We start from the raw sequence: 24,241 nt of genomic DNA on the forward strand, positions 1-24,241 counted from the left end.
CTCCACGCCTTCACACACCGACACACACCGCGGGAGACCTCATGGAACAGTACGCACTCGACGCGATGGAACGCATCACCACCCGGCCCCCGGAGGTCTACGAGACCATCGGTGTCGCTCCGCTGACCCCGGTGACCGGGGCCGAGGTGTCCGGGATCGATCTCTCGGAGAAGCTGTCGGACACCCAAGTGGCGGAACTGAAGCGGGCTTTCCACCTCCACCATGTGCTGGTCTTCCGTGACCAGGAGCTGACCGGCGAGGATCACAAGCGCGTCGCGGGCCACTTCGGAGAGCTGCATCCCGTGACACTGCCGGTCGAAGGGTCCGACCCGCACATCCTGGAGATCAGCGCCGGCGGCGCGTCGCGCGCCGTGGCCGGGGACGGCTGGCACTCCGACGGCACCGCCGACGCGGAGCCGTCGCTCGGCTCGATGCTCTACATCACCCGCACCCCGGAGATCGGCAGCGGCGGCGACACCCTGTTCGCCAACATGCATCTGGCGTACGAGCTGCTGTCGCCGCCGATGAAGGCGTTCCTCGACGGCATGACGGCGGTGCACGACGGGCTGCTGCCCTGGGGCGGTGTCACACCGCCGCCCGAGTACGACGTCCCGAAGAACGAACACCCGGTGGTGGTAAGGCATCCCGAGACCGGTCGTCCGCTGCTGTTCGTCAACGGCGCCTACACCTCGCACCTGACCGGGCTGACACCGAACGAGAGCCGGGCCGTGCTCGACATGCTGTTCGCGCACATCGCCCGTACCCCGCTGCTGACCTGCCGGGTCCGCTGGACGCCGGGCACCCTGGTGTTCTGGGACAACCGCTGCCTTCAGCACCACGCGACCTGGGACTACTACCCGCACCAGCGGTACGGGCAGCGCGTCGCCATCAAGGGCGCGCGGCCCCTGGCCTGAACCCCCCGCCCACCACAGCACACCGGGGCGGCGCGGTGGGGACAAGCACACCGCACCCCATCGCACCGCCTCCATCACGATCCGGTCTCGGAATGTCTCCGGGCCCTTGCCACGCTCCGTGTAATCGTTTCCAATCCTCCTTGTAATCGATTCCACAAGGAGGTGGACCGATCGATGGCAGGCATCAAGGATGTCGCAGCCGAGGCCGGTGTGTCCGTCGCCACGGTGTCGCGCGCGCTCAACGGCCATCCGTCGGTCAGCCCGGCCGCGCGGGCCCGGGTCCTCGCCGCCGTGGCCGCGCTCGGCTACCGGCCCAACGCCGTGGCCCGCTCCCTGCGCACCGACCAGACCCGCACCCTGGGGCTGGTCATCAGCGATGTGCTCAACCCGTACTTCACCGCCCTCGCCCGCGCCGTCGAGGAAGAGGCCCGGGCGCTCGGCTACAGCGTGATCATCGGCAACGCCGACGAGCAACCCGAGCTTCAGGACCACCACGTCCGCACCCTGCTGGACCGCCGGATCGACGGGCTGCTGCTCTCGCCCACCGACCCCGGCTCGCCGCTGATACCGGACGCGGTCCGCGCCGGGACGCCGATCGTCTTCGTGGACCGCTGGGTGCCGGGCGTGAAGGTGCCGGTGGTACGGGCCGACGGGCGCGGCGCCGTCGCGGACCTGGTCGCCCATCTGCTGCGGCTCGGCCACCGGCGGCTGGCGATCATCGCAGGTCCCGCGGCCACCACCACCGGCAGCGAGCGCGTCGACGCCTTCCGCGCGGCGCTGCGCGAGCACGGGGTGGCGCTGCCGGACGCGTACATCGGCCAGGGCGACTTCCAGGCGGAGAGCGGGCGGCGGGCCGCCGAGCGCTTCCTCGATCTGCCGGAGCCGCCGGACGCCGTGTTCGCCGCGGACAACCTGATGGCGCTCGGCGCGCTGGACGCGATCCGCGCCCGGGGGCTCAGCGTCCCCGGTGACATCGCGCTGGCCGCCTTCGACGACATCCCGTGGTTCGTCCACACCGATCCACCGATCACCGCCATCGCCCAGCCCACCGAGGAGCTGGGCCGGGCCGCCGTACGGGCGCTGGTCGAACGCATCGACGGCCGCACTCCCGACTCCGTGACACTGCCCGCCCGGCTCGTCGTACGCCGCTCCTGCGGCGCGCCGGGCCCGGCAGGAGACCCGCGCCCGCACCCACAGACACCTCCGCATCCGCATCCGCACACCACCGTACGAAGGAGCAACCCGTGAGCCATCCGGACGAGTTGCTGCGTATCGAGGGGATACGCAAGACCTTCCCCGGCGTGGTCGCGCTCGACAGCGTCGACTTCGATCTGCGCCGGGGCGAGGTGCATGTCCTGCTCGGCGAGAACGGCGCCGGCAAGAGCACCCTGATCAAGATGCTCTCCGGTGCCTACCGGCCGGACGCCGGGCGGGTGCTCGTCGACGGCCAGGAGGTACGGATCCACGGCGCGCAGGACGCCGAACGGCTCGGCATCGCCACCATCTACCAGGAGTTCAACCTGGTGCCCGAGCTGACGGTGGCCGAGAACATCTTCCTGGGCCGCCAGCCGCGCCGCTTCGGCATGATCGACCGCAAGAAGATGTACGCCGACGCGGCCGAGCTGCTGGAGCGCGTCGGGGTGGCCACCTCCCCGCGGACGCTCGTCCGTGAACTGGGCATCGCCCGGCTCCAGATGGTCGAGATCGCCAAGGCGCTCAGCCTGGACGCGCGGGTCCTGATCATGGACGAGCCGACCGCCGTGCTGACCTCCGGGGAGGTCGAGAAGCTCTTCCGGATCGTGCGCAGGCTGCGCGAGGACGGGGTGGCCATCGTCTTCATCACCCACCATCTGGAGGAGATCGCCGCGCTCGGCGACCGGGTCACCGTGCTGCGCGACGGCCGTAGTGTGGACCAGGTGCCCGCGTCGACCCCCGAGGACGAACTCGTCCGGCTGATGGTGGGCCGCTCCATCGACCAGCAGTATCCGCGCCGGGCCGCCGAGGCCGGCGAGCCGCTGCTCAGCGTCGCCGGGCTGACCCGTCAAGGGGTCTTCCACGACATCGGGTTCGAGGTGCGCGCCGGTGAGGTCGTGGGCATCGCCGGGCTGGTGGGCGCGGGCCGTACCGAGGTCGTCCGGGCGGTGTTCGGCGCCGACCACTACGACGCCGGTACGGTACGGGTCGCGGGCGCGGCCCTGCCGGGCCACGACGTGAGCGCGGCGCTGGCCGCCGGGATCGGGCTCGTACCGGAGGACCGCAAGGGGCAGGGCCTGCTGCTGGACGCCTCCGTGGCGGAGAACCTCGGCCTGGTCACCCTGCGCGCGGCGACCCGCGGCGGGCTGGTGGACCGCAAGGCACAGCACACCGCCGCCGAGCGGATCGCGGAGCGGCTCGGGGTGCGGATGACCGGCCTCGGCCAGCGGGTGGGCACCCTGTCCGGTGGCAACCAGCAGAAGGTCGTCATCGGCAAGTGGCTGCTCGCCGAGGTGAAGGTGCTGATCCTCGACGAGCCGACGCGCGGTATCGACGTCGGCGCGAAGGTCGAGATCTACGAGCTGATCAACGCGCTGACCGACGCCGGGCACGCGGTGCTGATGATCTCCAGCGATCTGCCCGAGGTGCTCGGTATGAGCGACCGGGTGCTGGTGATGGCCCAGGGCCGGCTGGCCGGTGAACTCGCCGCGCACGAGGCGACGCAGGACGCGGTGATGGCGCTCGCCGTCGGCGCGACGGACACGGCCCGCACCACGGGCGACGACGACACGACCCGCACAACGGACGACGAAGGGGTGGAGGGCTCCCGTGGCCACTGACACGCTCAAGAAGACAGACGGTGCCGGTGGCGCCTCGGCGATCCGCCGCGTACTCCTCGACAACGGCGCGCTGAGCGCCCTGGTGGTCCTGGTGGTGGCGATGTCGCTGCTGTCCGGCGACTTCCTCACCACGCAGAACCTGCTCAACGTCGGTGTGCAGGCCGCCGTCACGGCGATCCTCGCCTTCGGTGTCACCTTCGTCATCGTCTCGGCGGGCATCGACCTGTCGGTGGGTTCGGTGGCGGCGCTCTCCGCGACCGTGCTGGCGTGGGCCGCGACCTCCGAGGGCGTGCCGGTGGTGCTGGCGGTCGTGCTGGCCGTGGTCACCGGTGTGGCCTGCGGTCTGGTCAACGGCGCGCTCGTCTCGTACGGCAAACTGCCGCCGTTCATCGCGACGCTGGCGATGCTGTCGGTGGGCCGCGGGCTCTCGCTGGTGATCTCGCAGGGCTCCCCGATCGCCTTCCCCGACTCCGTCTCCCACCTCGGCGACACACTCGGCGGATGGCTGCCGGTGCCGGTGCTGGTGATGGTCGTGATGGGGCTGATCACCGCGGTGATCCTGAACCGCAGCTACCTCGGCCGGTCGATGTACGCGATCGGTGGCAACGAGGAGGCGGCGCGGCTGTCCGGGCTGCGGGTCAAGCGGCAGAAGGTCGCCGTCTACGCGCTGTCGGGGCTCTTCGCCGCCGTCGCGGGTATCGTCCTCGCCTCCCGGCTCACCTCGGCGCAGCCGCAGGCCGCGCAGGGGTACGAGCTCGACGCGATCGCGGCGGTCGTCATCGGCGGCGCCAGTCTCTCCGGCGGGGTCGGTAAGGCGTCCGGGACGCTCATCGGCGCGCTGATCCTCGCGGTGCTGCGCAACGGCCTCAATCTGCTGTCGGTGTCGGCGTTCTGGCAGCAGGTGGTCATCGGTGTGGTGATCGCGCTGGCGGTGCTGCTGGACACCGTACGCCGCCGCGCCGGGTCGACGCCTGCCGCCAACGAGGCTTCGGGCGGGGGCGGTTCGGGCGGCAAGCGGGCCCGTACGGTCCAGTACACGGTGGCCGCCGTGCTGGTGGCCGCGATCCTGGGCGGCATCTCGCTGTGGAACGGCGGCTCGTCCTCGGGTGGCACGACCAGGCTGGGGCTGTCCGTCTCCACACTCAACAACCCCTTCTTCGTCCAGCTGAAGGAGGGCGCACAGGCCGAGGCGAAGGCGCAGGGTGTCGATCTGACGGTCACGGACGCGCAGAACGACGCGTCCCAACAGGCCAATCAGATACAGAACTTCACCAGCGGCGGTATGTCGTCGGTGATCATCAACCCGGTCGACTCGGACGCGGCGGGCCCCTCCGTACGCGCCGCCAACAAGGCGGGCATCCCGGTGGTCGCGGCCGACCGCGGGGTGACCAAGGCGGACCTCGCGACGCTCGTCGCCTCCGACAATGTGGCGGGCGGCCGGCAGGCGGCGCGGGCGCTGGCGGAGAAGCTCGGCGGCAAGGGGAAGGTCGTGGTCCTTCAGGGCACCGCGGGCACCTCGGCCAGCCGTGAGCGCGGCCAGGGCTTCGCCGAGGGCATCAAGGCGTACCCCGGTATCGAGGTGGTCGCCCAGCAGCCCGCGGACTTCGACCGGACCAAGGGCCTCGATGTGATGACGAACCTGCTCCAGGCGCACAGCGATGTGAACGGTGTGTTCGCCGAGAACGACGAGATGGCGCTGGGCGCGGTCAAGGCGCTGGGTGCCAAGGCGGGCACCTCGGTGCCGGTCGTCGGCTTCGACGGGACGCCCGACGGGCTGAAGGCGGTCGCGGCGGGCACCCTGTACGCGTCGGTGGCGCAGCAGCCGAAGGAGCTGGGCCGGCTGGCGGTGCTCAACGCGATCAAGGCGGTGGACGACAAGAAGCTGACCGCCCAGGTGAAGGTGCCGGTCAAGGTGGTCACGGCGGAGAATGTCGCCGACTTCTCCTGACCGCACACCACCGCACACCACCGCACACCCACCGCACACCCACCGCACGCACCCCCGGGTGCCTCCGCGAGTCCGCCCCACGACGGAAAGAGACAGTGATGTACGACTACGACCTGCTGGTCGTAGGGTCGGCCAACGCCGACCTGGTGATCGGCGTCGAACGGCGCCCCGGCGCGGGTGAGACCGTGCTCGGCTCGGACCTGGCCCTCCATCCCGGCGGCAAGGGCGCGAACCAGGCGGTCGCCGCCGCCCGCCTCGGCGCCCGTACGGCCCTGCTGGCCCGGGTCGGCGACGACACGCACGGCCGGCTGCTGCTCGACTCGCAGCGCGCGGCGGGCGTCGACACCACCGGGGTGCTCTGCGGCGGCGCGCCCACCGGGGTCGCGGTGATCACCGTGGACCCGTCGGGGGACAACAGCATCGTGGTGTCGCCGGGTGCCAACGCCCGGCTGTCCCCGGCGGACGTCGCGGACGCGGGCGACCGGCTGCGGGCGGCGCGGGTCGTCTCCGTACAGCTGGAGATCCCGCTGGAGACGGTCGCCGAGGTGGTGCGGACGCTGGCGCCCGGCACGCGCTTCGTCCTCAATCCGTCTCCCCCGGTGGAGCTGCCGGCCGGGATCCTCGCGGCGTGCGATCCGCTGATCCTCAACGAGCACGAGGTACGGGTGGTGCTCGGCCGGACCCCGGAGGCGCCCGGGGCGCGCGAGGGTGACGGTCCCGAGGAGTGGGCACGGGCGCTGCTGGCGCTCGGTCCGCGGTCGGTGGTGATCACACTGGGCGAGCGGGGCGCGCTGGTGGCGGACGCCGGTGGGACGGAGCGGGTGGCGTCCGTACGGGTGCGGGCCGTGGACACGACGGGCGCGGGTGACGCGTTCACGGCGGCGCTGGCCTGGCGTCTGAGCGCCGGCGAGGGGCTGGCGGACGCGGCGCGCTACGCGGCGCGGGTGGGGGCGGCGGCCGTCACCAAGGAGGGTGCGCAGGCGTCCTTCCCGACGGCGGCGGAGGTGGCGGCGCTGACCGGCGCCGCGGGCGGGGAAGCGGTGGAGCGATGAAGAGGTCCGGGATTCTGAACCGCCATCTGGCGGGCGCGCTGGCCGAGTTGGGCCATGGGGACGGGGTCCTGGTGTGTGACGTGGGGATGCCGGTCCCGGCGGGCCCGCGCGTGGTGGACCTGGCGTTCGTGGCCGGGGTGCCGTCGTTCGCCGAGGTGCTGGGCGGGCTGCTGGCCGAGCTGGTGGTGGAGGGCGCGACGGCGGCGGGCGAGGTGCGGGAGGCGAATCCGGCGGCGGCGGCGCTGCTGGCGGACCTGCCGGACCTGCGGTTCGTCACACACACCGAGCTGAAGGAGCTGTCGGCGGGCGCGCGGCTGGTCGTACGGACGGGTGAGGCGCGGCCGTACGCGAACGTCCTGCTGCGGTGCGGCGTGTTCTTCTGAGCCATGAGCCGCGTACGCGCGCACGGCGAAGGGCGGTCGCCCGGGGGGAAGTCCCGGGCGACCGCCCTTCGGTGTGTCTCCGTGCGGATCAGGCGAGCGTGGCGAGCGCCTGGTTGAGCGTGGCGGACGGGCGCATCACGGCCGCGGCCTTGGCCGGGTCGGGCTGGTAGTAGCCGCCGATGTCGGCCGGCGAGCCCTGTACGGCGTTCAGCTCGCCGACGATGGTGCTCTCCTGCTCGGTGAGCGTCTTGGCGAACGCCTCGAACGCCGCCGCGAGCTGTACGTCGTCGCTCTGCGCGGCCAGCTCCTGGGCCCAGTAGAGCGCGAGGTAGAAGTGGCTGCCGCGGTTGTCGATGCCGCCGACGCGGCGGCTGGGCGACTTGTCCTCGTTGAGGAAGGTGCCGGTGGCGCGGTCCAGGGTGTCGGCGAGCACCTGGGCGCGCGCGTTGTCCGTGGTCTGCGCGAGGTGCTCGAAGCTGGCCGCGAGCGCGAAGAACTCGCCCAGGCTGTCCCAGCGCAGGTAGTTCTCGTTGACGAGCTGCTGGACGTGCTTGGGCGCGGAGCCGCCGGCGCCGGTCTCGAACAGTCCGCCACCGTTCATCAGCGGGACGACGGAGAGCATCTTGGCGCTGGTGCCCAGCTCCAGGATCGGGAAGAGGTCCGTCAGGTAGTCGCGCAGCACGTTGCCGGTGACGGAGATGGTGTCCTCGCCGCGGCGGATGCGCTCCAGGGAGAACGCCGTCGCGTCGACCGGGGACATGATCTCGATCCGGAGGCCCTCGGTGTCGTGCTCCGGCAGGTACGCCTTGACCTTGCCGATGAGCTGCGCGTCGTGCGCGCGGTTCTCGTCGAGCCAGAACACGGCCGGGACGCCGGTGGCGCGGGCGCGGGTGACGGCGAGCTTGACCCAGTCGCGGATCGGGGCGTCCTTGGCCTGGCAGGCGCGGAAGATGTCACCGGCGGCGACGGTCTGCTCCAGGACGGTGGTGCCGGCGGCGTCGACCAGGCGGACCGTGCCGGCGGCCGGGATCTCGAAGGTCTTGTCGTGGCTGCCGTACTCCTCGGCCTTCTGCGCCATCAGGCCGACGTTGGGCACCGAGCCCATCGTCGACGGGTCGAAGGCGCCGTGGGCGCGGCAGTCGTCGAGGACGGTCTGGTAGACGCCGGAGTAGCTGTGGTCCGGCAGCACCGCGAGGGTGTCGGCCTCCTGGCCGTCCGGGCCCCACATGTGGCCGGAGGTGCGGATCATGGCCGGCATGGAGGCGTCGACGATGACATCGCTCGGCACGTGCAGGTTGGTGATGCCCTTGTCGGAGTCGACCATGGCCAGCGCGGGGCCCTCGGCGATCTCGGCGTCGAAGGACGCCTTGATCGCGTCGCCGTCGGGCAGTGTCTCCAGGCCCTTGAGGATGCCGCCGAGGCCGTCGTTGGGGCTGAGTCCCGCGGCGGCGAGGGTCTCGCCGTACGCGGCGAAGGTCTTCGGGAAGAAGGCCCGGACGACATGGCCGAAGATGATCGGGTCGGAGACCTTCATCATCGTGGCCTTCAGGTGTACGGAGAACAGCACGCCCTCGGCCTTGGCGCGGGCGATCTGCGCGGTGAGGAACGTACGCAGCGCGGCCACGCGCAGCACCGACGCGTCGAGGATCTCGCCCGCCAGGACCGGCACCGACTCGCGCAGCACGGTGGTGGAGCCGTCCTCGGCCACCAGCTCGATACGCAGGGTGCCGTCCTCGGCGATGACCACGGACTTCTCGGTGGAGGCGAAGTCGTCGGCGCTCATGGTGGCGACGTTCGTCTTCGACTCGGGGCTCCAGGCGCCCATGCGGTGCGGGTGGGCCTTGGCGTAGTTCTTCACGGCCGCCGGGGCCCGGCGGTCGGAGTTGCCCTCGCGCAGCACCGGGTTGACGGCGCTGCCCTTGATCTTGTCGTACCGCGCGCGGACATCGCGGTCCTCGTCGGTCTTCGGGTCGTCCGGGTAGTCCGGCAGTGTGTATCCCTGCTGCTGGAGTTCGGCGACGGCCGCCTTCAGCTGCGGGATCGAGGCCGAGATGTTCGGCAGCTTGATGATGTTCGCACCGGGGGTCCTGGCCAGCTCGCCCAGCTCCGCGAGCGCGTCGTCGATCCGGCGGCTCTCCTCGAGGAACTCGGGGAAGGCGGCGATGATCCGTCCGGCCAGGGAGATGTCACGGCTCTCCACGGCGACCCCGGCCGTCGAGGCGTAGGCCTCGACCACCGGCAGGAAGGAATACGTCGCCAGGGCCGGGGCCTCGTCGGTGTGCGTATAGATGATGGTCGAGTCAGTCACCGGGTGCTCCGCTCCACGTCTGCAACATTGCTCGACATCAAGATATCTCGTGACCCCGCCCCTCGGGACAGGGCCCCGCCCACCCGGCGCCCGGCCCGGCGGGAGGGCCCCGCCCGCCCCGGTCAGGGGGCCGGGTCGGCGGCGGCCCGCAGCGCCGCGATGTCCAGCTTCTTCATGCCGAGCATGGCCTTCATGGCCCGCTGGGCGCGCTCCTGGTCCGGGCCGCCGAGCAGCTCGGCCATGGCGTCGGGCACCACCTGCCACGACAGGCCGTAGCGGTCCTTCAGCCAGCCGCAGGGGCCCTCCTCGCCGCCGGCGGAGAGTGTGTTCCAGTAGTAGTCGACCTCCTCCTGGTCCGCGCAGGCGATCGAGAGCGAGATCGCCTCGTCGAAGGTGAACTGCGGGCCGCCGTTGATCGCGGTGTACGCCTGGCCGTCGAGGACGAAGTCCACGGTCAGCACGGTGCCGGCCCGCCCGGGACCGGCCTCCCCGTAGTACGAGATGTGGCGGATCCGCGAGTTCGGGAAGACGGACACGTAGAACTCCGCGGCTTCCTCGCCCTCGGTGTCGAACCAGAGGTTGGGTGTGATCCGGGGCATCGTTCTCTCCTCCACGTCGGGTGCGCGGGGCGGTCTCCGCCCGCTGCTGATTCCGACCGTCGCGGCGGCGGAAACTCATCGCCGGGCGCGCCGCGTATATGACTTTGCCAGCGAGGGCGGCGCCCGGGGAGACTGGGGCGTCCACCTCCCGTACCCCCACGAAAGCAGTCTGACCGCACATGCACGACATAGCATCCGGGCCGCAGTCGCCGGCCGAGTCACCCGCCGAACCGCTCGCCGGAGGGCTGAAACAGCGGCATCTGACCATGCTCGGGCTCGGCGGGGTCATCGGGGCCGGGCTCTTCGTCGGATCGGGCGCCGGGATCGCGGTGGCCGGGCCCGGGATCGTCGTCTCGTATCTGATCGCGGGCGCGCTCGCGATGTGTGTGATGCGGATGCTGGGCGAGATGTCGGTCGCGCTGCCGGCGTCGGGTTCGTTCTCCGTGCACGCCGAGCGGGCGCTCGGGCGGTGGGCCGGGTTCACCGTGGGCTGGCTGTACTGGTTCCTGCTGGTGGTCGTGCTCGCGGTGGAGGCGACGGGGGCGGCGGGGATCGCGCACGGGTGGGTGCCTTCGGTGCCGCAGTGGGCGTGGGTGCTGCTCTTCATGGTCGTGTTCACCGGCGCGAACCTGATCACCGTGAAGAACTTCGGCGAGTTCGAGTTCTGGTTCGCGATCATGAAGGTGGCCGCGATCGTCGCGTTCCTGGTCCTCGGGCTGCTCGCGATCCTCGGGGTCCTGCCGGACACCTCACCGGTCGGTCTCACCCATCTCACCGGGCAGGGCGGCTTTCTGCCGGGCGGCTGGCACGGTGTGATCTCGGGGGTGCTCGCGGTGATCTTCGCCTTCGGCGGTCTGGAGGTCGTCACGATCGCGGCGGCCGAGTCGGACGATCCGGTGCGGTCGGTGTCGCGGGCGGTGCGCAGCGCGACGTTCCGGATTCTCTTCTTCTACGTCGGATCGATGGCGGTGATCGTGACGGTGCTGCCGTGGACGGCGCAGAGGGCGGGGCTGAGCCCGTACGTCACCGTGCTCGACTCGATCGGTGTGCCGTCCGCCGGGCAGATCATGAACATCGTGGTGTTCGTGGCGCTGCTCTCCGCACTCAACGCCAATCTGTACGGCTCGTCACGGATGGTCTTCTCGCTGGCCGAGCGGGGCGAGGCGCCGAGGGCGCTGCTCAAGGTGGGCGGCGGCGGTGTGCCGCGCCGGGCGGTGCTGGCGTCGGTGGCGTTCGGCTTCGTGTCGGTGCTGCTGAACCTCAAGTGGCCGGACTCGGTCTTCCTCTACATGCTCAACGCGGTCGGCGCGGTGCTGCTCTTCGTCTGGGCGCTGATCGCCGTCTCGCAGCTGCGGCTGCGACGGCACATCCAGGCCGCGCTGCCGGACCGGCTGCTCCTGCTGCGGATGTGGTTCTTCCCCTGGCTGACCTGGGCGACGCTGCTGGCGATGGCGGCGGTGTTCGTGCTGATGCTGACCGATGACACGGCACGTCCGCAGCTGCTGTGGTCCCTGGGCGCGACGGCGCTGGTGCTGGCGGTCGCGGGGGTACGGGAGTGGCGGTCCCGGCGCGCCGCCTGACACGCGCCGGAACCGCCGGGCGGTGTCAGGCCGTACGGTGGCAGCGGATCCAGGCGGCCTGGCCGCCGTCGACCAGCAGATCCGTACCGGTGATGTACAGCGATCCCGGGCCGGTGAGGAACGCGACCGCGTCGGCGATCTCCCCGGGTGTCCCGGTGCGGCCCGCGCCGCAGTCCTCCAGCATCTTCATCATGTGCGCACCGGACGCCGTCTCGGACTCCGCCTTGGCCATCGCGGTGGAGATGACACCCGGGCTGACGGTGTTCACCCGGGCACCGAGGCGGTTCCAGGCGAGCGCGGCGGCCTGCACCCGCAGATGGTTGGAGCGCTTGGTGACGCAGTACGCGGAGGTCGCGTCGTCGCCGATGGCGGCGATGACACCGAGTCCGGTGAGCCGGTCCGTCGGTGTGGTGGCGAGCGCGAACTCGTCCTCCCGGCCGATCTGCGCGTAGTGCCCGGCCATGCTGGAGATACACACCAGCGAGGTGCCGCGGGTCGCCACCGTCTCGAAGACGTCGATCACATGGGCCGTACCCGTCATGTTGACGTCGATGATCGCCGCGGCCGACGCGGTCGCGGGCGAGAGTCCCGCGGTGTGGACGACGGCGGCCACGCGGCCCTCGCCGGCCGCGGTCGCCGCGAGCTTCTCGACCGAGGCGCGGTCGGAGACATCGGTGACGACGCCCCGTACCGCGTATCCCTCGGCGGTGAGCGCGCCGACGGTCACGTCGAGCTGCCGTTCCGAGGCGTCGGCGAGGATCACGGTCCGTCCGCTGCCCAGCCGGCGCGCGATCGACGCGCCCATGCCTCCCGCACCCGTGACCACGACCACGTCGCGGGGCTCTGTGTGCTGACGGTCCACCATGAGGGCAACTCCCTGCGCTGGATTGAAGGTCGGGGGCGCCGGGCCCTGACTCCGGCGCCCCCGGGTCCGCCGGCCGGTGACCGGCGGACGGTGCGGGTCTCCCCGCGGTCTATGCGACCTCGGCGGCCGGCGCCGGCGTCCGTACGGCCTCGTCCCACGCGGTACGGGACGCGATGGCCGCCCGCCAGGGGCGGATCGCCCGCGGCGGCAGACCGACGGCGAGCACGCCGGACAGCCGGTCGCCGGTGCGGTACGCGACCATGAACCGGCGCTCGTCCAAGTCGCCTTCCACCACGGTCACTTCTTCGTGGCCCCGCAGATATCCGAACGCCTGGACCTTCATGTCGTACTGGTCGGACCAGAAGTACGGCACCGGTGCGAACGGCTTGCGGGCCTCCGGGTGCAGCAGGTTGCGGGCGGCGGCCATGCCCTGCTCGGCCGCGTTGGTGCGGTGCTCGATACGCATCCGCGTACCGAACAGCGGGTTGTGCCAGTGGGCCACGTCCCCGGCGCCGTACACCCCCGGTGCGGCGGCGCTGTACTGGTCGCACACCAGCCCGTTGTCGACGGTGAGGCCGCTGTCCGCCAGCCACTCGGTGTTGGGTACGGAGCCGATGGCCACCAACACCTCGTCGGCCTCGACCAGTTCACCGTCGGCGAGCAGTACCCCGCGGGCGGTCACCTCGCTGACGGTGACCCCGGTGCGCAGTGTCACACCGTGCTCCAGGTGGGCGCCCGACAGGACGCGGCCGACCTCCTCGCCGACCGCGTGGGCCAGCGGCACGGGCGCCGGTTCGAGGAGGGTGACCTCGCAGCCGAGCCCCCGCGCCACGGCGGCGGCCTCCGCGCCGAGGAACCCTGCCCCGACGATCACCAGGCGCCGCCCGGGGCCCAGCCGGTCCCGCAGGGTCAGCGCGTCGTCGAGGGTACGGAGCAGATGCGCGTGCCCCTCGCCGGGCAGCCGGCGCGGCCGTACCCCGGTGGCCACGATCAGGCCGTCGTACGGCACCCGGGAGCCGTCGGCCAGCAGCACCGTACGCGCGGCGAGGTCGAGGCCGGTGGCGCCGATCCCGAGGCGCAGGTCGAGACCGAGTGCGTCCAGGTCGGCCTCGGGGCGCAGCGGCAGCCGGTGCGGCTCCCACTCCCCGGAGAGGATCTGCTTGGAGAGCGGCGGCCGGTCGTAGGGGGCGTCCGGCTCGTCGCCGACGAGGGTCAGCTCGCCGTCGTACCCGTCCCGGCGCAGCGTCTCGGCCGCCGCGAGCCCGGCGGCCGAGGCACCGACGACCAGGATGCGGTTCACTTCTCCACCAGCCGGATCGCCGCGGCCGGGCAGAGGCCGGCGGCTTCCCTTACCTCCTCGTCGAGGGCGGCGTCGGGGTCACTTTCGAGCAGGATCACCACGCCGTCGTCGTCGCGCTGATCGAATACGTCGGGGGCGCTCATGACGCACAGGCCCGCCGAGACACACTTCGGTTCGTCCACTTCCACATGCATGGTCTTCTGTCCTCGTTCCTCGTCCTGGGTGGCGGTTGTCCGGTGCGGTGTGGCTACCAGGTGACGGGGAGCTCGCGGACACCGTAGGTGGTGCCGCTCTCCTCGAACTGGATCTCGTCGAACGGGGTGGCCAGGCGCAGGGTGGGGATGCGCCGGTAGAGCGTGCTGTAGACGACCTGGAGCTCCACGCGGGCGAGCGACTGGCCCAGGCACTGGTGGGGGCCGAAGCCGAACGCGTTGTGCTGCCGGGCGTTGCGGGTGAGGTCGAGCTTCTCGGCCTCGGGGAAGGCGTTCGAGTCCCAGTTGGCGGCGGAGATCTCCACCACGACGCCCTCTCCCGCGCGGATGAGCTGACCGTCGATCTCGATGTCCTCGCGGGCGACCCGGCGCAGGCCGGAGTGGACGATCGACAGATAGCGCAGGAGTTCCTCCACCGCGCCGGCGACGAACTTCGGGTCGTCGCTGTCGCGGAGCAGGTCCAGCTGCCCGGGGTTCTGGAGCAGCGCGAGGGTGCCGAGACTGATCATGGTCGCGGTGGTCTCGTGGCCGGCGATGAGCATCGCGACGCCCATGTGGACCGCTTCGGTGTGGGTCATCTCGCCCGCGGTGACCCGGGCGGCCATCTCGGACATCGCGTCGTCGCCGGGAGCGGCGAGCTTCTCGGTGAGCAGCTTGTCCAGATATCCGGACAGGGCGGTGCTCGCCGCGCGGGCCTCTTCCGGTGACGCGTCACGGTCGAGGGCGGTGCTGCTGTTGTGCTGGAAGAACTCGTGGTCCTCGTACGGCACTCCGAGCAGTTCGCTGATCACGAGCGACGGTACGGGCAGCGCCAGCGCCGTGAGGAGGTCGGCGGGCTTGGGGCCGGCCAGCATGTCGTCGATCAGATCGTCGACGATCTTCTGGATGGCGGGCCGCATCTTCTCGACCCGCTTGAGGAGGAGCGGGCCGTTGACCATGCGGCGCAGCCGGGTGTGTTCGGGAGCGTCCGTGTTGACGATCATCTTCGGGGTGTGGGGCGCGATCTGCGCACGGTAGGCGGTCACGTGCGGGAAGGCGCCGATGTGATCGTCGTTGCTGAGGCGGGGGTCGGTCAGGATGGCCCGCTGCTGGGCGTGTCCGGTGATGAACCAGGGGGTGCTGCCGTCCCAGATCCGGACCTTCGCGACGGGGCTCGCGTCGCGGAGCTCCTCCAGGGCCGGGGGCGGGGCGAAGGGGCAGCCGGCCGCCCTGGGCATCGGGAATTCGGGGCCCCGCTGGTCCGCGGTGTCCGCGGGGTCCGTCTGTGTCTCGGCCATGTTCACTCCTCGGTGGGGGGTCTCCGCCGGGGCGGAGAGGGAGATGGGGGGTCCGATGTCTCTGGTGTGTCTGTGCGCAGATACAACCGGAGCGGGCTGACGCCTTCCGGCCGGTTACCTGACAACAAGCTGACGTGACGACGATCACAGTCCGTCGGGGCAGGTCAGCGGCCGAGCCGGTAGCCGAAACCTCTGCGGGTGTGGATCAGCGAGGGTCCTTCCTGGTCGACTTTGTGGCGGAGCCGGGAGACGAGTTTCTCGATGGCGTTGCCGGCGCGGTCCTCGCCCCAGACGTGCCGGCAGATCTGTTCCTTGGAGAGCACGTGGTCCGCGTTGACCAGCAGATGGCGCAGCAGCCGGTACTCGGCGGGCGTGAGGTCGAGGGCGCGCTGGCCGCGCCACGCCTGGCAGGTGGCGTCGTCGAGGGCGAGATCGTCGTAACACGGTCCGCGCCGGACCGGGCCGCGGTCGCGGCTTCGCAGCAGCACCCGCGCGCGGGCCAGCACCTCGGCGATCCGGAACGGTGTCGTCACGTAGTCCTCGTGGCCGGGGCCCAGTTCGGGTACGAGGCTGTCCAGGTACTCGCACGCGGTCAGGAAGAGCACGGGCGGGCGCTCGACGGCGGGCCGGAGTCCCCTGGTCAGGCCGGCCAGGTCCGGCAGCGCCGCGTCGAGGACCACCAGGTCGAAGCGGTCCCCCGCGATCCGCGCCATCCCCTCGGTGCCGGTACGCGCCGTACCGACCCGGTATCCCGCCAGCTCCAGCGTGGTGCAGAGGAGTTCGGAGACCCCCTGGTCACCGACGATGACCAGCACCCGCTGGCCGTCCCCTCGGACCACCGACGGTTTCTCGCTGACGCTCCGCGTTCCGTACAACCCGTACTCCCCACACCTGGAAGGCTCGGAAGGGCCACTTCGTGCAATGCCGCGGCTTCGGCTTCGTGCGGGGCTCACGCCGCACCTCCTGGCGGCGGAGCCACGGGCCCGGGGGCCCGGGGCGGTGCCGTCAGGCGGGGCGCTCGTCGTCGCCGGCCAGGAGTTCCGGGTCGGGGCCCCGGTAGCCGAGGAAGTCGTCGACCATCCGGTGGAACAGGGTGGCCAGCTGCCGGAGCTCCTCCGGGGACCAGTCGGCCAGGGCCGCCTCCATCCCCCGGTAGCTGACCTGGCGGATGCGGTCGGTCGTCTCGCGGCCCAGTTCGGTGAGCTGGATGCGCTGGGCGCGCCGGTCGTCCGGGTCCGGGACCCGGGTGACATAGCCCGCCTTCTCCAGCTGCTGCACCTGGCGGGTGATGTGGGACGCCTCCACGGCCAGCCGGTTCGCGAGCTCGCTGGGGCGCAGGGGCTCGGAGTCGGCGATCTGCCGCAGCAGCGCCACGGCGGCACGGTCCAGCGATACCCCCACCAGGGACATCAGGCGGTCGTGCTGCCGGACACGGCTGGAGAGGTAGGCGACGCGGCTGAGCGCCCGCTCGATCTCGATCACATCGGTCGAGAGGGGGGCGGTGACGGGATGCGGTGTGGGCATGCATACACTTTACCATCTTTACTTGCCTAACTCAAGCAAATTCAAATGAGCTTGCTTGACTCAAGTAACTCACACATGTTTGCCTGACTCAAGCAAGTCGCTACCGGTCACCTCCGGCACCGGCCGGATCTCACCCCCGGCCGGCGCCGTGACCGTAAGGACCGGGGCCGTCCCGAGCGGAGGCGGTCCCGCCGCGCCTGCCCGTGGGGACGGGGAACGGCGCGGTCCCGGGGTCGGGCGGCGGAGCCCACGGGCTCCGCCGCCGGGCCCGGGGAACTCACCCTGAACGCCGGAGATTGACCGGACATTGACCGGAAGACGCGGAACACCGGCGCAGGACCGCCGACCAGGGAACCGGAGACCCGATGAGAATCTGTGGACAGGCCTCGCTCGCCGGAGGGCTCGCGTGCGGTGTGTTCCTCACGGCGGTCTTCGTCGGCCGGCCCGACGACGCCACGGTCGACGCGGCGCCCCCGAGAGGCCCGTACGTCGCCCTCGGCGACTCGTACACCTCCGGCCCCGGGATCCCCGGCCGGGCGGGGCTGCCCGCCGGGTGCGACCGCTCCGACCACAACTACCCGGCGCTGGTCGCCGAGCGGCTGGGGATCGGCCCGGCCGACTTCCGCGACATGAGCTGCAGCGGCGCTGCCATCGCCGACCTCTCCGCCCCGCAGAGCACCGACGGGGGGACCAACCCGGCGCAGATCTCGGCACTGTCCGCCACGACGCGGCTGGTCACGCTCGGGATCGGCGGGAACGACATGGGCTTCACCGATCTGGTCACCCGGTGCGTCGAGGCGGGCGTCCTCCACGGCCTGCTCGGTGGCGCGCCGGGCACCTCGGACGACGACGCGCCCTGCCGCGACGCGTACGGCACCACCGGCGCCGACGGGATACGGCGGAAGATCGACACCGCGGGCGAACGGCTGTCCGGCACCCTCGACGAGATGAGACGCCGGGCGCCGCACGCCCGGATGTACGTCGTGGGCTACCCGGCGATCCTGCCGCCCGGCGGAACCGGCTGCGACGGCGAAATGGGCCTGGCCGAGGGGGACGTCACCTTCCTCCACGGCGAGGAGCAGCACCTCAACACCATGCTGCGGCAGCGGGCGGAAGCCGCCGGCGCCGGCTATGTCGACACGTACACGCCCTCCGTCGGCCACGACGCCTGCTCGGCGCGGGACACCCGCTGGATCGAGCCCCTCGTGCCCCGCTCCCCCGCGGCCTCGGTGCACCCCAACGCGCGTGGTGAGGACGGGATGGCCGAGGCTGTAGTGCATACGATCAGCGCGGCGGCATGAGCACCGTGGCCGCCGGCACCACCAGGACCACGGCCCGGGGCGCCCGCCCCTGGCCCGACCCATCGATCGATCCGCGCACGGCGGAGAGAAGGAGTACCCCATGAGCACCACCGGTTTTGAAGGACGCAGCGTCGTCGTCACCGGAGCGGGATCGGGTATCGGCAGGGCCGCCGCCCTGCGCTTCGCCGAGGAGGGTGCGAAGGTGCTGGTCGCGGATCTCAACAAGGAGACCGCCGAGGAGACCGTCGAGGCCGTGCGGGCCGCGGGCGGCACCGCTCTCGCGGTCATCGGTGATCTCAGCGAGCAGGCGGTGGTGGACGAGATCGTCGCCACGGCCGTGGACGCGCACGGCGGCCTGGACGTCCTGGTGAACAACGCGGGCATCATGGACCGGATGTCGGCGGCGGGCGAGACCGAGGACTCCGAATGGGAGCGCGTCATACGGATCAACCTGACGGCGCCCTTCCTGCTGACGCGGGCCGCGCTCCCGCACATGCTGGCCAAGGGCCGCGGCGCGATCGTCTTCACGGCCTCGGAGGCGAGCCTGCGCGGCAGCGCGGCCGGCGCGGCGTACACCGCGTCCAAGCACGGGATCGCGGGCCTGACGAAGAACCTCGCCGTGATGTACCGGAACGACGGAATCCGTACCAACGCCATCGCTCCCGGGGCGACCGCGACCAATATCCAGATGGACATCCAGCCGGACGCGCACGGCCCGGCCGCCCTCCGGCCGTACTTCGTGGCGGCCGGCAAGCCCGCCGACGCCGCCGAGCAGGCCGCCGCGATCGTCTTCCTGGCCTCGGACGCCGCCTCCAACATCAACGGCACCATCCTGCCCGTCGACAACGGCTGGTCGGCCGTCTGACCGTCGGCACACCGCCGCACCGGCCGCGGTCCGGCCGCGACGGGACGCCTCAGTCCCGTCGCGGTCGGCCGCGGTCCCGGACGAGCGAGGTGCCCGCGCCGAGGGAGACCACACCCATGCCGACACTGGTCATGACGCCCTGCGTACCGTCCACGACAAAGGGCGCGACCGCGGCGACCACGAGGTTGAACAGAAACAGGAACCAGAGGACCGGCCTCGACGAAAGCAGCGTTTTCATGGGTTTTCCTCATCTGTGGGCATGTTGGGGCCTTTCGGGAACAACATTGCCGCCGCCGGAACGCGGGCACGAGGGAGCACTCTCCCGAACCGGTGGTGGAGCGTGCTCCACCATCCCCATCCGTCACAAGACCCGCAGGAGTACCGACCGTGAGCGAAGTGGAGCTGCCGTGCGTGTGGTGATGGCCGAGGACAACGCCCTGCTGCGGGAGGGGATCGTCATGCTGCTGACCTCCGCGGGGCACGAGGTGGTGGCGGTCGCGACCAGCGGCCCCGAGGTGCTGCCCGCGCTGCTGACGCACCGTCCGGACATCGCCGTGCTCGATGTCCGTATGCCGCCCGGCTTCCGCGACGAGGGCCTGCGCGCGGCGGTCGCGGCGCGCGAGGAGATCCCCGGGCTGCCGGTGCTCGTCCTGTCGCAGTACGTCGAGGAGTCCTACGCGACCGAGCTGCTGGCCGGGGGCGCGAGCGGGGTCGGCTATCTGCTCAAGGACCGGGTCGGCCGGGTGGACGAGTTCCTGGACGCGCTGGACCGGGTCGCCGCCGGGGGCACGGCGCTCGATCCCGAGGTGGTGACCGAACTCCTCACCCGCCGGCGCGACTCCCCCGTCGACTCGCTGACCCCCCGTGAGCGCGAGGTGCTCGAACTCATGGCGGCCGGCCTCGACAACACGGCCATCGCCAAGGCCCTGACCGTCACGGAACGTTCGGTCAGCAAGCACATCGGCAACGTCTTCCTCAAACTGGGGCTGCCCCCGAGCGACAGCGGCCACCGCAGGGTCCTGGCGGTGCTGGCCTACCTGAACGAGCGGCGCGACACCCCTCAGCCGAAGAAGCCGCACCGCGGCTGATGTCGGCGTCCGCACAGGAGGGGCCCGGTAATTGAAAGCAGGAGGGGCCCAGTGATTGAAGCTTCACCCACCCGGTGGGACATTCGGTAAGGCTTGCCTTATATGCTGACTCGGCCCCACGTCGCCGCATCCGCCGTGCCGGGGGCACGCCCCTCCGCTCCCGCACGACAGGACCCTTCATGCGCACCCCCTCCCGCGGCTTCGTCGTGGTGCTCGCTCTCGCCCCGCTGCTGACCGGCTGTTTCGTGTCGGGCGAGGACAGCACGGACAGCACCGCCGAAGGAGGACCGGCCGGCCGGCTGAGGGTCGCCCTCGCCGTCCCGCCGGTGCAGGCGCTCTCCCCGTACAGCAATGACGCCACCGTGCTGAGCAAGCTCTCCGTGGCCGAGGGCCTCACCGCGCTCGACAAGGACGGTGCCGCCGCGCCCGCGCTGGCGAAGTCCTGGACCCGGAAGTCCGCCACCACCTGGACCTTCGCACTGCGCAAGGCCACGTTCCAGGACGGCACCGAGGTCACCGCCCAGTCGGTCGTGGACGCGCTCGACCACGCCAACGCCGCCAAGGTCAAGCCCCGCGTCCTCAGCGATATGGCCCTGACCGCGAAGGCCCAGGACGCCGGCACCGTCGTGATCAGCACGGAGACCGCCGACCCGGTGCTCCCGATGCGGCTCGCCAGCCCCGCGCTCGGCATCCTCGCCCCGAAGGCGTACGCGAAGGACGGGACCGTCAGCCCGGTCGGCACCGGCACAGGCCCCTTCGAGATCACCAAGCTCACCGGGAAGACGAAGGCCGCCCTCGGCCGCTTCGACGGGTACTGGGGCGGCCGGGCCAAGGCGTCAGGCATCGACGTGACCTGGATAGCCGACGGCACCGCCCGCGCCAACGCCCTGCGCGGCGGCGACGTCGACATCGCCGAGTGGATCCCCACCGCCCAGGCGAAGCTGCTGGACAAGGACACCCGTCACGAAGTGCCCTCCGTACGCACCGACAGCCTCGTCCTCAACACCGCGAGCGGCATCTTCACCGACCCGGCGCTGCGCGCGGCGGCCCGGGAGGCCGTGGACAGTTCCGCCCTCGTCGACTCGGTCTTCGGCGGATACGCCGACCCCGCGCGGGGCCTGTTCGGACCCGCCGTCCCCTGGGCGGCCGGCAAGCGCGCCGAGGTGACCGGCCGGACCGGGGCCGCGCCCCGCGACCGGGTCGTGAAGGAGACCAAGGGCAGGACGCTGCGCCTGGCCGCCTACACCAACCGCGCGGAGCTGCCCGAGGCCGCGACCGTCCTGCAACAGCAGCTGGAGAAGGCCGGCTTCACCGTGAAGCAGGACGTGCGCGAGTACACGCAGATGGAGGCCGACCTCCTCGCGGGCAGGTACGACGCGCTCGTCCTCTCCCGGGTGACCCTCCTCGACACCGGCGACGCGGTCTCGTATCTCGCGAGCGACTACACGAGCGACGGCGTCTACAACATCGCCGGGCTGAAGGACGCCAAGGTCGACCGCGCCATCAAGTCCGCCGCGGCGGAAGGCGGTACGGCCGAACGGCAGCAGAAGATCCTGCGGGCCGAGACCGAGATCCTGCGCACCGACGCCGTGGTGCCGCTGGTCCACGAGAAGGTCGTCCAGGGCATCGGCGCCGACGTCGAGGGCGTACTCCTCGACCCCCGCGAGCGCTCCCTGGTCAACGTCGACACCCACCTCAAGTAGCGGCGGATGAGCTCCGCATCGGCCGGCGCCGGTGTCCGCACGGCCCGGTGGCGCACCGGCGCCGGGCGGGTCGCGGCCGGCGCCGGGCTGCTGGCGGCCGTCGCCCTGCTGCCCTGGCTGTCCGGTACCGACCCCGCGCTGACGGTGCTGCGGGCCCGCGCCGCCGACCAGGACCCGACCCCGGCGCAGCTGGCCGCCGTACGGGAGGAACTGGGCCTGGACCAGGGGGCGTTCACGCACTTCGCGCAGTGGCTGGGCGGGCTGCCGCGCGGTGACGCGGGCACCTCCTGGGTGTCGGGCGAGCCGGTGCTGCCCCAGGTCACGTCCGCCTTCGCGGTCTCCCTGACCCTGATGCTCGGCGCCCTCGTGGTGACGGTCGTGGTGGCCGCGCTGGTCTGCGCCCGCACCCTGCGCCTCGGCTCCCGGCGGCGGCTGCGGCGGGCGCGCGCGGGGACCGGGGCCGCCGTCCTCGCCGCGCTGCCCAAGTTCCTGCTCGCCTCGCTGCTCGCCACGGTGTGCGGGGTGTGGCTGGGCTGGTTCCCGTCCAGCGGCTGGGAGGGACCGCGGTCGATGGTGCTGCCCGCGCTCGCTCTCGGCATACCGTCCGGGGCGATGATCGGCGGTCTGCTCGACCGGGATCTGCCCGCCGCCTTCCACGAGCCGTGGGCGCGGACCTGGTACGCCTTCGGGTTCCCGCCCGGCCTCACCGCCAGGAACGCGGTGCGCCGCACGCTGCCCGGGGTGCTCCCGCAGCTTCTGCCGACCGTCGTGGCGCTGGTCGGCGGTGCGGTCGCGGTGGAGAAGATCTTCAACATACCGGGGCTCGGCCGGCTCGCCCTGGACGCCGCCATGACCCAGGACCTCCCGCCGCTCCAGACCGCGGCGCTGGTCCTCGTCCTGCTCGGCGTCGCCGCCGGCGCGCTCGTCCAGGCCCTGCGCCGCGCTCTCCTCGGTCCCGCGCTGCGGGCCGGCGCCCTGCCCGCGCTCCACGCGCCGGTCCTGCCGCACCGGCGCTCGCCGCGCCTGATCGCCGGCTGCTGCGCCGCCGTCCTGCTCGCCCTGGTCGTGGCGGGGCTGCTGCGCGACCCGCTGTACGTGGACACGGCGGCCCGGCTGCTGCCGCCCTCGGCCGCGCACCCGCTGGGCACGGACGCGCTCGGCCGTGATCTGCTGGCCCGCCTCGGCCACGGGGCGCTGCGCACCACCGGGGTGGCGTTCGCGGTGACGGCGGTCTGCGCGGCGACCGGGCTGCTGCTCGGTATGTCGGCGCGGGTGGGCCTGGGGCTGACGGAGGTGGTGGCGACGCTGCCGGCCGTGCTCGCCGGGCTGCTGACGACCGCGGTGACCGGCCCTTCGGTCTGGGGCGCCGCGTGCGCGGTCTGTCTGGTCGGCTGGACCCCGTACGCCGCCCAGACCGCCGCGCTGCTCGAACAGGAACGGGCGAGCGGCCATGTGCTCGCCTCGATCGTGATCGGCGCCGACCGGCCGTATCTGCTCCGCCGCCACCTGCTGCCCGCGGTGCTCCCCGCCGTACTGCGCAACTCCCTGCTGCGGCTGCCCACCACCGTCCTCGTCCTGGCCTCCCTCGGCTTCCTCGGCCTGGGCGAGCAGCCGCCCACCCCGGAGTGGGGCCGGCTGCTGTCGGAGAACCAGCCGTACGCGGAGCTGGCGCCCTGGACCGTGCTGGGCCCGGCCTGCGCGCTCGTGCTGCTCTCCGTACTCGCCGTGACCGCGGCGGCCTCGCGGGGCAGCGGTGGACGCGTTCGCCACAGGCCGGCGTAATACCGTTCAGATGACGTCGCGGACGGCCCGTTCGAAGCCCTCGACATGGCCGCGGGCGAGCCGTGACGCCCGCTCGGGGTCGCCCGCGACGATCGCCTCCAGCAGGGGGCCGTGCTCCGCGACGTGGCCGGCCATGCCGGGCAGCCGGTCGACGAACAGGCACCAGATACGGGTGGCCAGATTGTCGTACCGGATAAGGGTGTCCTCCAGATACGGGTTGCCCGTGGCGGCGTAGACGGCGCGGTGGACCCGGAGGTCCAGGCGCATCAGCCCGGCGGCGTCGTGGCGAGCGGACTCCACGCCCGCCAGGTCCGCCAGTACGGCCGTCAGACCCGCCCGGGCCGGGTCCGTGGCGCGCCGCGCGGCCCGGTCGGCGGCCAGGGGTTCCAACTCCTGGCGCACCTCGGAGATATGGGCCAGATCCGTGATGTTGACGTCCGTGGCGAAGGTGCCGCGCCGGGGGTAGGTGGCGATCAGGCGCTCGTGCTGGAGCCGCTTGAGCGCCTCGCGCACCGGCGTCCGCCCTACCCCGAGCGACTGTGCCAGCTGGTCCTCGTTGACGGGCGCGCCGGGGCGGATCTCCAGCATCACGAGCCGGTCGCGGAGGGCGCGGTAGGCGTGTTCGGCGAGGGACAGTTCCCCGCCGCCGGATTCCGTCGGATCGGTCACACCGGTCGCCGTGTACCGCATGAGGCCCCCTTGACCCGTCCCGCGAGCTCCCCTACCT

22 protein-coding genes are annotated in these 24,241 nt (G+C 72.0%); 12 read left to right on the top strand and 10 right to left on the bottom strand.

From position 1 onward, the window contains the following. The first annotated feature begins 41 nt into the window (after nt 1–41). From AB0389_RS13590 to rbsD, 6 genes are all read left to right on the top strand, one after another. Nucleotides 42–914, top strand: a complete 873-nt coding sequence (locus AB0389_RS13590) for a TauD/TfdA family dioxygenase (RefSeq protein WP_366395537.1) — start codon at nt 42–44, stop codon at nt 912–914. Between the two features lie 174 nt (nt 915–1,088). Continuing rightward, nucleotides 1,089–2,162: a LacI family DNA-binding transcriptional regulator gene (locus AB0389_RS13595; protein ID WP_366395538.1), complete on the top strand. Its 1,074-nt coding sequence runs from the start codon at nt 1,089–1,091 to the stop codon at nt 2,160–2,162. Beyond that, a complete protein-coding gene (locus tag AB0389_RS13600; protein WP_366395539.1) occupies nt 2,159–3,727 on the top strand; it encodes a sugar ABC transporter ATP-binding protein in 1,569 nt (522 codons plus the stop codon). The genes AB0389_RS13595 and AB0389_RS13600 overlap by 4 nt, the downstream gene beginning before the upstream one ends. Next, complete coding sequence (locus AB0389_RS13605) at nt 3,717–5,675, top strand: substrate-binding domain-containing protein (RefSeq protein WP_366395540.1); 1,959 nt, start codon at nt 3,717–3,719, stop codon at nt 5,673–5,675. Before AB0389_RS13600 ends, AB0389_RS13605 begins: the two co-directional genes overlap by 11 nt. A 98-nt stretch (nt 5,676–5,773) precedes the next feature. Then, nucleotides 5,774–6,727 (top strand): ribokinase, encoded by a 954-nt coding sequence (locus AB0389_RS13610; protein WP_366395541.1) that lies wholly within the window; start codon nt 5,774–5,776, stop codon nt 6,725–6,727. After that, complete coding sequence (gene rbsD, locus AB0389_RS13615) at nt 6,724–7,110, top strand: D-ribose pyranase (RefSeq protein WP_366395542.1); 387 nt, start codon at nt 6,724–6,726, stop codon at nt 7,108–7,110. The genes AB0389_RS13610 and rbsD overlap by 4 nt, the downstream gene beginning before the upstream one ends. Before the next feature lie 88 nt (nt 7,111–7,198). Here the strand turns inward: rbsD and AB0389_RS13620 are convergent, their stop codons facing one another. Next, nucleotides 7,199–9,418, bottom strand: a complete 2,220-nt coding sequence (locus AB0389_RS13620; protein ID WP_366395543.1) for an NADP-dependent isocitrate dehydrogenase — start codon at nt 9,416–9,418, stop codon at nt 7,199–7,201. A 122-nt stretch (nt 9,419–9,540) separates the two neighbouring features. Continuing rightward, nucleotides 9,541–10,017, bottom strand: a complete 477-nt coding sequence (locus AB0389_RS13625) for a VOC family protein (RefSeq protein WP_366395544.1) — start codon at nt 10,015–10,017, stop codon at nt 9,541–9,543. 179 nt (nt 10,018–10,196) lie between these two features. Between AB0389_RS13625 and AB0389_RS13630 the strand changes: the two genes are divergently transcribed. Then, the gene (locus AB0389_RS13630) at nt 10,197–11,597 is read left to right on the top strand and encodes an amino acid permease (protein ID WP_366395545.1); all 1,401 of its coding nucleotides are present in this window, start codon (nt 10,197–10,199) and stop codon (nt 11,595–11,597) included. 25 nt (nt 11,598–11,622) lie between these two features. Here AB0389_RS13630 and AB0389_RS13635 read toward each other — a convergent pair whose 3' ends face one another. The 6 genes from AB0389_RS13635 to AB0389_RS13660 all read right to left on the bottom strand — a co-directional run bounded on the left by AB0389_RS13635 (nt 11,623) and on the right by AB0389_RS13660 (nt 16,775). Beyond that, nucleotides 11,623–12,462 (bottom strand): SDR family oxidoreductase, encoded by an 840-nt coding sequence (locus AB0389_RS13635; protein ID WP_366395546.1) that lies wholly within the window; start codon nt 12,460–12,462, stop codon nt 11,623–11,625. A 109-nt stretch (nt 12,463–12,571) separates the two neighbouring features. Continuing rightward, nucleotides 12,572–13,762 carry an FAD-dependent oxidoreductase gene (locus AB0389_RS13640; RefSeq protein ID WP_366395547.1) on the bottom strand — a complete coding sequence of 397 codons (1,191 nt, stop codon included), beginning with the start codon at nt 13,760–13,762 and terminating at the stop codon, nt 12,572–12,574. After that, on the bottom strand, nt 13,759–13,956 hold the full coding sequence (locus AB0389_RS13645) for a ferredoxin (protein WP_366395548.1): 198 nt from the start codon (nt 13,954–13,956) through the stop codon (nt 13,759–13,761). The genes AB0389_RS13640 and AB0389_RS13645 overlap by 4 nt, the downstream gene beginning before the upstream one ends. 53 nt (nt 13,957–14,009) lie before the next feature. Beyond that, nucleotides 14,010–15,251 (bottom strand): cytochrome P450, encoded by a 1,242-nt coding sequence (locus tag AB0389_RS13650; protein WP_366395549.1) that lies wholly within the window; start codon nt 15,249–15,251, stop codon nt 14,010–14,012. A 164-nt stretch (nt 15,252–15,415) separates the two neighbouring features. Further along, entirely contained in the window at nt 15,416–16,126 is a 711-nt protein-coding gene (locus AB0389_RS13655) for a response regulator transcription factor (RefSeq protein ID WP_366395550.1), read from the bottom strand. 130 nt (nt 16,127–16,256) lie between these two features. After that, a complete protein-coding gene (locus AB0389_RS13660) occupies nt 16,257–16,775 on the bottom strand; it encodes a MarR family transcriptional regulator (protein WP_366395551.1) in 519 nt (172 codons plus the stop codon). Between the two features lie 365 nt (nt 16,776–17,140). Between AB0389_RS13660 and AB0389_RS13665 the strand changes: the two genes are divergently transcribed. Together AB0389_RS13665 and AB0389_RS13670 are read left to right on the top strand one after the other, a co-directional pair. Further along, nucleotides 17,141–18,076, top strand: a complete 936-nt coding sequence (locus tag AB0389_RS13665; protein ID WP_366395552.1) for an SGNH/GDSL hydrolase family protein — start codon at nt 17,141–17,143, stop codon at nt 18,074–18,076. Between the two features lie 100 nt (nt 18,077–18,176). Then, nucleotides 18,177–18,941 (top strand): SDR family NAD(P)-dependent oxidoreductase, encoded by a 765-nt coding sequence (locus AB0389_RS13670; protein WP_366395553.1) that lies wholly within the window; start codon nt 18,177–18,179, stop codon nt 18,939–18,941. A 49-nt stretch (nt 18,942–18,990) separates the two neighbouring features. Here AB0389_RS13670 and AB0389_RS13675 read toward each other — a convergent pair whose 3' ends face one another. Continuing rightward, nucleotides 18,991–19,179 (bottom strand): hypothetical protein, encoded by a 189-nt coding sequence (locus AB0389_RS13675; protein WP_366395554.1) that lies wholly within the window; start codon nt 19,177–19,179, stop codon nt 18,991–18,993. 169 nt (nt 19,180–19,348) lie between these two features. Here AB0389_RS13675 and AB0389_RS13680 point away from each other — a divergent pair, with 169 nt between their 5' ends. The 3 genes from AB0389_RS13680 (at nt 19,349) to AB0389_RS13690 (ending at nt 23,514) form a co-directional block, all read left to right on the top strand. Then, a complete protein-coding gene (locus AB0389_RS13680) occupies nt 19,349–20,029 on the top strand; it encodes a response regulator transcription factor (protein ID WP_366395555.1) in 681 nt (226 codons plus the stop codon). 179 nt (nt 20,030–20,208) lie between these two features. Next, a complete protein-coding gene (locus tag AB0389_RS13685; protein WP_366395556.1) occupies nt 20,209–21,732 on the top strand; it encodes an ABC transporter substrate-binding protein in 1,524 nt (507 codons plus the stop codon). 6 nt (nt 21,733–21,738) lie between these two features. Further along, on the top strand, nt 21,739–23,514 hold the full coding sequence (locus tag AB0389_RS13690) for an ABC transporter permease subunit (protein WP_366395557.1): 1,776 nt from the start codon (nt 21,739–21,741) through the stop codon (nt 23,512–23,514). Nucleotides 23,515–23,520: 6 nt separating this feature from the next. On the opposite strand, the gene AB0389_RS13695 is transcribed toward AB0389_RS13690, so the two are convergent. Beyond that, a complete protein-coding gene (locus AB0389_RS13695) occupies nt 23,521–24,204 on the bottom strand; it encodes a GntR family transcriptional regulator (protein WP_366395558.1) in 684 nt (227 codons plus the stop codon). Nucleotides 24,205–24,241: the final 37 nt, after the last annotated feature.

It is taken from the genome of Streptomyces sp. NPDC093109 (assembly GCF_040701725.1).
Lineage (GTDB): Bacteria > Actinomycetota > Actinomycetes > Streptomycetales > Streptomycetaceae > Streptomyces.

Coding starts and splice junctions, on each gene's coding strand:
- rbsD (WP_366395542.1), top strand. CDS start 6,724: ATGAAGAGGTCCGGGATTCTGAACCGCCATCTGGCGGGCGCGCTGGCC.
- AB0389_RS13660 (WP_366395551.1), bottom strand. CDS start 16,775: ATGCCCACACCGCATCCCGTCACCGCCCCCCTCTCGACCGATGTGATC.
- AB0389_RS13685 (WP_366395556.1), top strand. CDS start 20,209: ATGCGCACCCCCTCCCGCGGCTTCGTCGTGGTGCTCGCTCTCGCCCCG.
- AB0389_RS13645 (WP_366395548.1), bottom strand. CDS start 13,956: ATGCATGTGGAAGTGGACGAACCGAAGTGTGTCTCGGCGGGCCTGTGC.
- AB0389_RS13590 (WP_366395537.1), top strand. CDS start 42: ATGGAACAGTACGCACTCGACGCGATGGAACGCATCACCACCCGGCCC.
- AB0389_RS13670 (WP_366395553.1), top strand. CDS start 18,177: ATGAGCACCACCGGTTTTGAAGGACGCAGCGTCGTCGTCACCGGAGCG.
- AB0389_RS13695 (WP_366395558.1), bottom strand. CDS start 24,204: ATGCGGTACACGGCGACCGGTGTGACCGATCCGACGGAATCCGGCGGC.
- AB0389_RS13650 (WP_366395549.1), bottom strand. CDS start 15,251: ATGGCCGAGACACAGACGGACCCCGCGGACACCGCGGACCAGCGGGGC.
- AB0389_RS13690 (WP_366395557.1), top strand. CDS start 21,739: ATGAGCTCCGCATCGGCCGGCGCCGGTGTCCGCACGGCCCGGTGGCGC.
- AB0389_RS13665 (WP_366395552.1), top strand. CDS start 17,141: ATGAGAATCTGTGGACAGGCCTCGCTCGCCGGAGGGCTCGCGTGCGGT.
- AB0389_RS13595 (WP_366395538.1), top strand. CDS start 1,089: ATGGCAGGCATCAAGGATGTCGCAGCCGAGGCCGGTGTGTCCGTCGCC.
- AB0389_RS13610 (WP_366395541.1), top strand. CDS start 5,774: ATGTACGACTACGACCTGCTGGTCGTAGGGTCGGCCAACGCCGACCTG.
- AB0389_RS13630 (WP_366395545.1), top strand. CDS start 10,197: ATGCACGACATAGCATCCGGGCCGCAGTCGCCGGCCGAGTCACCCGCC.
- AB0389_RS13675 (WP_366395554.1), bottom strand. CDS start 19,179: ATGAAAACGCTGCTTTCGTCGAGGCCGGTCCTCTGGTTCCTGTTTCTG.
- AB0389_RS13625 (WP_366395544.1), bottom strand. CDS start 10,017: ATGCCCCGGATCACACCCAACCTCTGGTTCGACACCGAGGGCGAGGAA.
- AB0389_RS13635 (WP_366395546.1), bottom strand. CDS start 12,462: ATGGTGGACCGTCAGCACACAGAGCCCCGCGACGTGGTCGTGGTCACG.